This is a genomic window from uncultured Caballeronia sp., from assembly GCF_964243625.1.
Taxonomy (GTDB): domain Bacteria; phylum Pseudomonadota; class Gammaproteobacteria; order Burkholderiales; family Burkholderiaceae; genus Caballeronia.
Window position 1 is genome coordinate 1 of record NZ_CAXTGZ010000210.1, and the last position, 9434, is coordinate 9434.

10 protein-coding genes are annotated in these 9434 nt (G+C 60.8%); 7 read left to right on the forward strand and 3 right to left on the reverse strand.

Features of this window, described 5'->3' with window-relative positions; all coding sequences use genetic code 11:
• Positions 1–155: 155 nt before the first annotated feature.
• Positions 156–722 (reverse strand): 5-formyltetrahydrofolate cyclo-ligase, encoded by a 567-nt coding sequence (locus tag ACFFAR_RS15770; RefSeq protein ID WP_174365648.1) that lies wholly within the window; start codon positions 720–722, stop codon positions 156–158.
• 50 nt (positions 723–772) lie between these two features.
• On the opposite strand from ACFFAR_RS15770, the gene ACFFAR_RS15775 reads away from it, so the two are divergent.
• The 4 genes from ACFFAR_RS15775 to ACFFAR_RS15790 all read left to right on the forward strand — a co-directional run bounded on the left by ACFFAR_RS15775 (position 773) and on the right by ACFFAR_RS15790 (position 5700).
• Complete coding sequence (locus ACFFAR_RS15775; RefSeq protein WP_375508100.1) at positions 773–2740, forward strand: transglycosylase SLT domain-containing protein; 1968 nt, start codon at positions 773–775, stop codon at positions 2738–2740.
• Between the two features lie 122 nt (positions 2741–2862).
• Entirely contained in the window at positions 2863–3816 is a 954-nt protein-coding gene (locus tag ACFFAR_RS15780) for a complex I NDUFA9 subunit family protein (RefSeq protein WP_062168318.1), read from the forward strand.
• 28 nt (positions 3817–3844) lie between these two features.
• On the forward strand, positions 3845–4465 hold the full coding sequence (locus ACFFAR_RS15785; protein ID WP_062000596.1) for a glutathione S-transferase family protein: 621 nt from the start codon (positions 3845–3847) through the stop codon (positions 4463–4465).
• Entirely contained in the window at positions 4462–5700 is a 1239-nt protein-coding gene (locus tag ACFFAR_RS15790) for a multifunctional CCA addition/repair protein (RefSeq protein ID WP_174363594.1), read from the forward strand. Before ACFFAR_RS15785 ends, ACFFAR_RS15790 begins: the two co-directional genes overlap by 4 nt.
• On the opposite strand, the gene ACFFAR_RS15795 is transcribed toward ACFFAR_RS15790, so the two are convergent.
• Together ACFFAR_RS15795 and ACFFAR_RS15800 are read right to left on the reverse strand one after the other, a co-directional pair.
• On the reverse strand, positions 5697–5891 hold the full coding sequence (locus ACFFAR_RS15795; protein ID WP_062000594.1) for a DUF2905 domain-containing protein: 195 nt from the start codon (positions 5889–5891) through the stop codon (positions 5697–5699). The two genes, ACFFAR_RS15790 and ACFFAR_RS15795, sit on opposite strands and share 4 nt — an antisense overlap.
• A 4-nt stretch (positions 5892–5895) precedes the next feature.
• The gene (locus tag ACFFAR_RS15800; RefSeq protein ID WP_174363593.1) at positions 5896–7110 is read right to left on the reverse strand and encodes an SAM-dependent methyltransferase; all 1215 of its coding nucleotides are present in this window, start codon (positions 7108–7110) and stop codon (positions 5896–5898) included.
• A gap of 13 nt (positions 7111–7123) precedes the next feature.
• On the opposite strand from ACFFAR_RS15800, the gene ACFFAR_RS15805 reads away from it, so the two are divergent.
• The 3 genes from ACFFAR_RS15805 to ttcA are packed head-to-tail and all read left to right on the forward strand — an operon-like array spanning position 7124 to position 9321.
• The gene (locus ACFFAR_RS15805; RefSeq protein ID WP_174363592.1) at positions 7124–7948 is read left to right on the forward strand and encodes an SDR family oxidoreductase; all 825 of its coding nucleotides are present in this window, start codon (positions 7124–7126) and stop codon (positions 7946–7948) included.
• Positions 7949–7978: 30 nt separating this feature from the next.
• A complete protein-coding gene (locus ACFFAR_RS15810) occupies positions 7979–8380 on the forward strand; it encodes a dihydroneopterin aldolase (RefSeq protein WP_062000591.1) in 402 nt (133 codons plus the stop codon).
• Positions 8377–9321, forward strand: a complete 945-nt coding sequence (ttcA, locus tag ACFFAR_RS15815; protein WP_062000590.1) for a tRNA 2-thiocytidine(32) synthetase TtcA — start codon at positions 8377–8379, stop codon at positions 9319–9321. Before ACFFAR_RS15810 ends, ttcA begins: the two co-directional genes overlap by 4 nt.
• Positions 9322–9434: the final 113 nt, after the last annotated feature.

Consider the following 9434-nt stretch of genomic DNA (forward strand, 5'->3'; position numbering starts at 1 on the left):
ACCAAGCGTCAGCGCATTACCCGTGAAATGGAGTGCCGCCACGGACAGTGGCTAATAGTGCTAAAGAAATCACCCAAAATAAACCGCGCGGTAGCCCAACCAGCAACAACCCGGCATAAACTCCGACCACTACTAAAACCCACCAGGCGCTAGCCTCAATAAATCCCCGATTCAGTAACAATCGCCCCCAGCGGCAAATCAAACTCCCCCCGCGGCAACGCATCACACCTGGCAGATTCAAAAGCCACCCCGATCGTAGCGGGCTTCCTGTCCGCGGGCCAAAACGCCAGCGTCCGGTCGTAATACCCGCCGCCATACCCCAACCGATACCGGTCGGCATCGAACCCCACGCAGGGAATCAACAGAAGATCCGGAACTACGAGCCGCTCCTCCTCCGGCACTGCAATCCCATAACGCCCCTTCTTCATGGCAGAGTCGCAACGCCACGCATGAAACACGAGCGGTTGCCTCGGAGCAACAACCACCGGCAACGCCGCCGTCCGCGACGCCGCCAGCGCGAGCCAGACGCTCAGCACATTGCGTGCATCGAACTCGCCGGCAACAGGCCAGTAAAACCCAATACACGATGCCTCCGGATACCGCCCCACGCCCTCCATCAAGCGCCGCGCGAGCGCTTCGCCACGCGCCTCGTGATCAGCCTCGCCGCCTTGTGTTTCGCGGGTCGCAAGCAAGCTCGCACGCAGCGTGCTTTTGGCTTCCATCAGAGGGTTGCATGCTATGCTCTGGATCACTTCGCGCTCCACAAAAAACGATGTCAAAACGTCTCAAACGAGTATATCTCGCAGCCGCCACGGCGCTCGCCGCGATCACGCTGATCGGGTGCAGCACCGCATCGGCGGTTCGTCCTTCAGTCGATTATTCGCTGTCGCAAGATGACCGCACTTTCATTCAGTTGCGCGAAGCCGCGCGCTCGAATGACGCCGGCCGCGCCATGCAGCTCGCGGCGCAAATTCCGAATTATCCGGCGCCGGGTTACGTCGAATATTTCACGCTCAAGCCGCAGCTTTTCGACTCGCAGGGGCACGCGCGCGTGGATGCACCCGATGAACCCGTGCTTTCGTTCCTGCAGCGCTACGACGGCCAGGCTATCGCGGATCGCATGCGAAATGATTATCTCGTCGTGCTGGGCGCCCGCCACGACTGGCGCAATTTCCTCGATCAGTATCAGCGTTTCGTCCTGAACGACGACACGCAGGTGAAATGCTACGCGCTCGAAGCACGGGCATCGCGGGGGGAAAACGTGTCGGACGCCGCGCGGGCATTGCTCGTGGATCCTAAATGGTATGGCGACGGTTGCGTGGACCTGATCAACGCATTGGCGGTATCGCAGCAATTTACGTCCGATGACGTCTGGCAACAGATTCGTCTCGCGAACGAGCAAAACTACACGAACACCGCCAGCAAGATTGCCGACGCGCTCGGTCAGCAGCGCCCGAGTCAGAATTCCTTCGACAGCGCCTCGAACACGCCGCCGCTCTATCTGGCGCGTGGCGTAGGCCGGGACACGTCGTCGCACCAGCTCGCGTTGCTGGCCATCACGCGCATGGCGCGCAACGATCCGGCCATGGCCGCGGCATCGTTCAGTTCTGTTGCGCCGGCCCTGACGCCGCTGGAACGCGCTACCGGCTGGGGCACGATTGCGTATCAGGCTGCGTCGAAGCGCATGCCGAGCGCAGTGGACTGGTACCGGTTGTCGGTGAATGCGCAATTGTCGAATTCGGCCTACGAATGGCGCACACGCATGGCGTTGCTCGCCGGCGACTGGACCATGGTGCGCTGGTCGATCGAGCAGATGCCGCCCGCGCTGCGTAATCAAGCAACGTGGATCTACTGGCACGGACGCGCCTTGAAGCAGGCCGGCGACACCGCCACTGCCGCGCAGGAATTCACGAGCATCGCCGATCAGTTCAATTTCTACGGCCAATTGGCATCGGAAGAACTGGGGCAGAAGATCACCGTGCCGCCGCGCACGACCGTGACCGACGCCGAAATCGCACAAGCCCAGACCATTCCGGGTTTCGCGTTGTCGCAGAAGTTCTACAACATGAACCTGCGCCTCGAAGGCAACCGCGAATGGAACTGGCCGCTACGGACCATGACGGATCGTCAGTTGCTGGCGGCGGCGCAGTACGCTCGGCGTATCGAATTGTTCGACCGCACGGTGAATACCGCCGATAAAACCAGGACCGAGCACGATTTCTCGCTGCGTTACCTGGCGCCCTACAAGGACGTGGTCGACCGCGAATCGAAAAATACCGGGCTGGATATCGAATGGGCCTACGGCCTGATCCGCCAGGAATCGCGTTTCATCATCAACGCGAAGTCCGAGGTTGGTGCGGGCGGCCTGATGCAACTGATGCCCGGAACCGCGCAGCTCGTGGCGAAGAAGATCGGCATGGGTCCGGTTTCGCGTGAGCAGATGAATGACATCGATACAAACATTCTCCTCGGCACGAACTACCTGGCCATGGTCTATAACCAGTTCGACGACTCCGCTGTGCTGGCAACAGCCGGTTACAACGCCGGCCCGGGCCGGCCGAAACAATGGCGCTCCACGCTGACCGGTCCGGTAGAGGGCGCGATTTTTGCTGAAACCATTCCGTTCACCGAAACCCGCGATTACGTCAAGAACGTGCTGTCGAACACCGTGTACTACGCGGCGTTGTTCGAGGGTCGTCCGCAATCGCTGAAGGCGCGGCTCGGCTACATCGCGCCGTAAGCGTATCGCATCAGACTCGCCGCGCGTTTCGCTTATCCGGCAACGCGGCGCGCCGGAAGCCACGCCCGGCCTCGGCCGTTCAAGCTTCCTTCGCGCCGCCGACGTCACTCACAGAGGCGAATATGCGACATCAAACCATTGCGTTGATCGGCGGGTCGGGATTTATCGGCAGTCATCTGGTGAACGCGCTTGTCGAAGTCGGCAAGAACGTGCGCATTGCCACCCGGCGGCGTGAGAACGCGGCGCATCTCACGCTCTTGCCCGTGGATGTGATCGAAACCAACGTCTACGATCCCGCTCAACTCGCCGCTTTCGTTTCGCAAGCCGACGCCGTCATCAATCTCGTCGGCGTGCTGCAAGGCAAACGTGGCGCGCCCTACGGTCCGCAATTCGCGAAGGCGCACGTCGAATTGCCGAACAAGATCGTGGCCGCGTGTCAGGCGAAAGGCGTGCGACGCCTTCTGCACATGAGCGCGCTCGGAGCGGATTCGAACGGCCCGAGCATGTATCTGCGATCAAAAGGCGATGGCGAAAAAGCCGTGCGCGATTCGAATCTGGCCACGACCATCTTTCGTCCGTCCGTGGTCTTCGGTCCGGAGGACAACTTCCTGAACCAGTTCGCGTTCCTTGAACGGATCTTTCCGATCATTCCACTCGCGTGTTCGCAGGCGCAATTCCAGCCAATATTTGTCGGCGATGTCGCCAAGGCCTTCGTCAACGCGCTCGATCTCGATGCCGCCAGCGGTCGCGCATACGAACTCGCCGGCCCGAAGGTCTACACGCTCGAAGAACTCGTGCGCTTCAGCGGCGCGGCGATCGGCAAGAACGCGCGCATCATCCGTTTGCCTGACAGCCTTGGCCGCTTGCAGGCCATGTCGCTGGAACTCGCGCCCGGCGAACCCATGATGTCGCGCGATAATCTGGATTCAATGAAAGCGCCGAATATTGCCAGCGGGCCGATTGCGCCGGAACTCGGCATCGATCCGGCGAGCGTCGAGGCGATTGCGCCGATGTATCTCACGGGCGCCTCCACGCGTTCGCGTTTCAACACGTTCCGTGCGTCGGCGGGGCGTTGAATCAAGTACTCAACTTCAAATTTCTGCGATGAAACTCGTTATCGGTGACAAAAATCAGTCGTCGTGGTCCATGCGGCCGTGGCTCGTGCTCAAGCACTTCGGCATTCCGTTTGAAGAGGTGCTGATCCGCCTCGGCCAGCCGGACTCGACCGCGAACATCCTGGCACATTCACCGTCCGGCAAGGTGCCGTGCCTCGTGACCGATGCCGGCGACGCCGTCTGGGAATCGCTCGCGATCATGGAAACGCTGGCCGAGCTTTTCCCGCAACACGCCATGTGGCCACGCGATGCCGCCGCTCGCGCGCACGCCCGCAGCATCAGCGCGGAAATGCACGCGGGTTTCGGCGATCTGCGCGAACAAATGTCGATGAACATCCAGCGTCAGGCGTTCGGCCAGCCGTTGACGGCGGGGGCGTTGTCGAACGTGAAGCGCATCGACAAGATCTGGAGCAACTGTCTGAGCGCGCACGGCGGACCGTTCCTGTTCGGCAAGGAATTCGGCATCGCAGATGCGATGTTCGCGCCCGTCGTCATGCGCTTCAACTCGTACGCGCCGAAGATCAGCGACCATGCGCGCGACTACTGCAAGCACATCACCACCATGCCGGAAGTCGCCGAATGGATTGAAGGCGCGCGGAAAGAGCAATGAACATCTATGCCGTGGGCGGCGCAATCCGCGATGAAATGCTGGGTTTGCCGGTGCAGGACCGCGATTACGTCGTGGTCGGTGCCACGCCCGACCAAATGACAGCGCAGGGTTTCAAGCCGGTCGGCAAGGATTTTCCAGTGTTCCTGCATCCGCAGACGCACGAGGAATATGCGTTGGCGCGGACGGAACGCAAGACATCGGCGGGATATCACGGGTTTCAGTTTTTCTACGCGCCCGATGTCACGCTCGAAGAAGATCTCGCCCGGCGCGACCTGACCGTCAACGCAATGGCGCGCGAAGTCCGGCCGGATGGCGAACTGACCGGACCGGTGATCGATCCGTTCAATGGCCGGGCTGACGTTGAAGCGCGCGTGTTCCGCCATGTGGGCGAGGCGTTCATAGAAGATCCAGTGCGCATTCTCCGGATTGCACGGTTCGCGGCGCGCTTTGCTGATTTCACCATCGCCGACGAAACTCTTGCCCTGATGAAACGCATGGTCGCCGATGGCGAAGTCGATGCGCTCGTGCCCGAACGTGTGTGGCAGGAGGTATCGCGCGGGTTGATGGAAAAAAAGCCGTCTCGCATGTTCGAGACGCTGCGCGCATGCGGCGCGCTCGTGCGGATCTTGCCCGAGGTGGATTCGTTATGGGGCGTCGCGCAACGTGCCGACTATCACCCGGAAGTCGATACCGGCATTCACGTGATGATGGTCGTGGATTACGCGGCGTCGCACGGTTTCACGTTGCCCGTCCGCTTCGCCGCGCTCACGCACGATCTCGGCAAGGCGACCACGCCGGAAGACATCTTGCCGCGCCATGTCGGGCATGAAGGGCGCAGCGTCGATTTGCTGAAGCCGCTATGCGAGCGTTTGCGCGTGCCGAACGATTGCCGCGACCTCGCGCTGCTGGTCGCGCGTGAGCACGGGAATATTCATCGGGTGATGGAGTTCGGGGCGGCCGCTTTGGTTCGCTTGTTCGAACGATGCGATGCGCTGCGCAAGCCCGCGCGGTTTGCCGAAGCGCTGCAAGCCTGTGTGTCCGATGCACGCGGCCGCCTTGGTCTAAGTCAGCAGCCGTATCCGCAAGCCGAGCGTTTGCGCGAGGCGCTGGTGGCGGCGCGCGGGGTCGATGCCGGCGCCGTCGCGCAGCAATACGCCAGCGAGCCGGCGAAGATCAAGGACGCGGTGCATGCGGCGCGGGTTGCGGCCGTGGACGCGGCGCTTCAGAACGCTTAGAGCGCCCGCGCGATCAGCGAAAGAATGATCGAAAGCAGGATGGTGGACATGAACGGGAACGAATACTCGCGCCCGAACAGTTTCAACGTGAAATCGCCGGGCAACTTGCCGATGCCGAGTTTCTTCATCCACGGCAACGAGGCCGAAAGAATGGTCAACGCAATAAACGTGGTGAGAACCCAGCGGATCATGGCGTCATAGCGTGTGCGAGCGGTCGCCGGACGAGAACGCGGCGATTGTTTCATCGATACCGCGCGAAAACGCGATCACCTTGAACAACTCGCCCATTTCCGCCTCGGACAACAACTTCTGAACCGCGTTTGCTGCGGGGAGGAAACGGCGGACATCGGTGGGATCGAGGTCGGAAAGTGCGTCCGTGATCCCCGCGTTCATCAAGAACCGCGCTTGCGATGTGAAGCCCAGCAGATCCGCGCCCGCCTCGGTTCCGGCTTCCGCGATCCCCGAAAACTCCACATGCGCCGTGATGTCCTGCAAGCCGGGATACAGAAATGGATCGCCATGCGCCCGGTGGCGGTAGTGGCACATCAGCGTGCCCTGCGCGCGCTGTGCATGATAAAACTCGCGCCGGGGAAAGCCGTAATCGATGAAAAACGCGGCGCCGCGGGTGAGCATCGTGCAAATCGTGCGCGTGAAAGCCAGCGCGGCTTCGTGCGTCTCGCTCACATATTCAATGAAAGGCTCGTCGTTGACTTCATCGATAGTCGTATCGATTTCGGCGAGCAGCGGGTTATCGAGCGCGGCCAACAGGGGTTTGTCGTCGAAGGCGAAATGATCGTGGCTCCAGATGACGCCGCGTTCGTGCCACTCGCCGAGTTTGCGCACGACCAGGCGCACGGGCATGGCATCGAGCACTTCGTTGCCTATCACCACGCCTTCGAAATGTTCGGGCAACGCACTCAGCCAGCGGACTTTCGATGCCAGTTCCGGCGCATCGGCGTCGATCGTCGCGCGCTGGCGTTGCTGCAATTCCCCCGAAAGATCCACGATTGAATAGCTTTCGAACGGAACGTCCAGCGCCTTGAGCGCGTTCAGCAAACCCGCCGCAAGTTTGCCCGTGCCGGCGCCGAACTCCATCAGGTTGCGCGTGCCGCTGTCCCGCAACGCTTGTGCGACGGGCCGTGCGAGCGTTGCCGAGAACAATGGCGACATTTCAGGCGCGGTGACGAAATCGCTGCCATCGTCGCCGCGTTTGCCGAATTTCATCGCGCCGCCGCTGTAATAGCCGAGGCCGGGCGCGTAAAGCGCGAGCTCCATGTATCGGCTGAAAGGCATCCAGCCGCCCACGGACGCGATTTCTTCGCGGATGCGCGCGGTCAGCCGTTCGGATTGCGCGAGCGCGTCGGGGCCGGGAGCAGGTAAACTGTCGGATTCGTGAGCTTTTGGATTCATTCCGGCATTGTAAATGAGCGATTCTTCGTCGACTTCTCCTGATTCTTCCGCCCCCAAATCCCGCGTCGTGCTGATCACGGGCGCGGCGAAACGCATCGGCCGGGGGCTGGCGCTTGGTTTTGCGGCGCGCGGCTGGGACGTCGCCGTGCATTTCAATGGCTCGGAACAGGACGCGCAGGAAGTCGTCGCGGCGATCCGCGCGCTCGGCCGCCGGGCGGTCGCGCTCGGTGCGGATCTTGGCGTCGAGGACGATGTCGCGAAACTGGTGCCGGGGTGTATCGAAGCGTTGGGTGGCCTGCATTGCGTGGTGAACAACGCATCCCGGTTCACGGAAGATACCGCGCGTGATTTCAGCTACGCGCGTCTGCTCGAGATGATGGCGGTCAACGTGGCCGCGCCGCTGGCTCTGGCGCGTGCGCTTCACGAAGCCACGCCGGATGCCGCCATCCACGACGAAACCCGGCGCGCGTGCGTCATCAACGTGCTGGACCAGAAGCTGTACAACATGAATCCGGACTATTTGTCGTACACGTTGAGCAAGGCTGCGCTCGAAACCGCGACCGTCGCGCTGGCTCAGGCGCTTGCGCCAAAGTTGCGCGTGGTCGGGCTCGCGCCGGGTCTGACGTTGCCATCGGCGGACATGACGGATGCCGAGTTCGAAGCCGCGCATCGCGTGACGCCGTTGGGCCGGGCTTCGCGTGTCGAAGACGTGGTCGCGGCCGCGTGTTATCTCGCCGATGCGTCCGGTGTGACGGGCACGACGCTGGTTGTCGACGGCGGGCAGCATCTCGTGCCATCGCCGCGCGATGTCATGTTTTTGATGGCCGACCGCACCTAGTAAGTTAATCAGTATTCCCAGGACACGACCATGCTTGCCGTTCTTTCGCATCCCCGGCTCGCCGATTGCCGGCGCCTTTTTCTGCGCAATTACGAAGTGCGCATCAACATCGGCGTGCACGATTTCGAGAAGCAGGGCGAACAACGCGTCGTGATCAACGTGGAATTGTTCGTGCCGCTGGCTTTATCGACGCCGGTCGAGGACAAGTTGCGCGAAGTCGTCGATTACGACTTCATGCGCTCGACCATCGCCAAACGTGTGGGCAAGGGGCATATCCACTTGCAGGAAACCCTTTGCGATGACGTCGCCGCTGCGCTGCTCGAACATCCGAATGTGCGGGCAGTGGTGGTATCGACGGAAAAGCCGGACGTTTATCCCGATTGCGATGCCGTTGGCGTCGAGGTCTTTCGCATCAAAGAGGTGGCGGCATGAGTTCGATTATCGAGCCAGTTTCGGTTCCGAAAATTCGCGAGCCGATGACGCGCCACGAGCAAAAGCAGGCGTACGAGAACAACAAGCTGTTCAAGCGCCTCGCGCGGCAAGTGGGCGAAGCGGTTGTCGACTACAAGATGATCGAGGACGGCGACAAGGTGATGGTGTGCCTTTCGGGCGGGAAGGATTCGTACGCCATGCTCGAACTGCTGATGCGGCTGCGCGAGCGCGCGCCGATCAATTTTGACATCGTGGCGGTGAATCTCGATCAGAAGCAGCCCGGTTTTCCCGAGCACGTGCTGCCCGAATATCTAAGCAAACTCGATATCCCGTTTCATATCGAAAATCAGGATACGTACAGCATCGTCAAGCGGCTCGTGCCGGAAGGCAAGACCACGTGCTCGCTCTGTTCCAGACTGCGGCGCGGGATTTTGTATCGTGTGGCCGGTGAATTGGGCGCAACGAAAATTGCGCTCGGCCATCATCGCGATGACATCCTGCAGACGCTGTTTCTGAATATGTTCTACGGCGGCAAATTGAAGGGCATGCCGCCAAAACTTCAATCCGATGACGGCAAGAATGTCGTGATCCGGCCACTCGCTTACATCAAGGAAAGGGATCTGGAGAAGTTCGCCGAACTGCGCGAATTCCCGATCATTCCTTGCAACCTGTGCGGCAGCCAGCCAAACCTGAAGCGCGCGGAAATGAAGGCGCTGATTCGCGATTGGGAAAAGCGCTTTCCCGGACGCGTGGAGAATATGTTCAACGCGTTGTCGAACGTGGTGCCGTCGCATTTGATGGATCACAAGCTGTTTCCGTTCGGCGGTTTGCGCGCGACAGGCATGGCCGATCCGACGGGTGATATCGCTTTTGACGAAGATCCATGTTCAACGGAACCTGCTTCCCAGACTATTTCGATTGTCCAGTTCGACGATATTTGAAGCTGTCTGGTGATTCGGCACTGCTAGTTGTTTTTTAAACCGGTGTTCTGGATCTAACCGAGTTTCTACGTTTATGAGATGAAGGAGATGATAGGCTGCGCCGTTTGTGTGTT